Raw genomic sequence first — 722 nt, 5'->3', positions numbered from 1 at the left:
TGTGATGTCTAGGGACTTTTTGGACACGGAGTCCAGGATGTTTTTGGACAGGATGTCTAGTGGCTTTTTGGACGTCTAAGGCGGTGGAATAGCCGGATGGCTATTCCATTGCATAAGCGTAGAAAGGTCGCAGATTTCGATCCCGTTCGTGACGGCAAGACGGTCACACAGTTTTGCAAAGAATTAGGAATCTCGCGGCAGACGTACCACAACATCAAACACCGGATAGAGCAGAAGGGCCGCGCAGGCATTGTGCCGGATTCGACTGCCCCGAAGAATCCGATTAAGAAATTTAATGAAGCCGACAAAATCGCAGTCGTCCACGCCAGACAACAGTTAATGGAGCAAGGCTTAGATTATGGGCCTTGGTCGATTTACTACTTTTTGTTCGACACTGTAGGCGCAGATTACACCCCATCGCGTTCTACAATCGCCTCGTGGCTGCATGAACTGGGATTTGTTGATGCCAATGCCCGCAAACGGCCACGCAGCTCCTATAAGCGCTTCGCCCGTGATCACGTCGGTGAACTCTGGCAAATCGATGGACTGGTCTATCGCCTCTTTGACCATGCCCACACACATGTCACGATTTACCAGATTATCGATGATGCCAGCAGATTCGATGTCGGAACCACAGCGTTCGCCCTGCCAGAAAACGGTACTGATGCACGCGCTGTGCTGGCCGCAGCGTTCGCTGCCTACGGCAAACCGCAAGAAATCCT

1 protein-coding gene is annotated in these 722 nt (G+C 51.8%); it reads left to right on the top strand.

Translation table 11 applies throughout. The annotated features are described in order from the left end of the window. Window positions 1–96: 96 nt before the first annotated feature. A partial coding sequence (locus tag HMPREF2526_RS03445) for a helix-turn-helix domain-containing protein (protein ID WP_148139533.1) occupies window positions 97–722 on the top strand: 626 nt, incomplete at its 3' end.

The organism is Corynebacterium sp. HMSC070E08 (genome assembly GCF_001808895.1).
GTDB lineage: Bacteria > Actinomycetota > Actinomycetes > Mycobacteriales > Mycobacteriaceae > Corynebacterium > Corynebacterium hiratae.
This window is presented reverse-complemented; position numbering and strand designations above follow the sequence as displayed.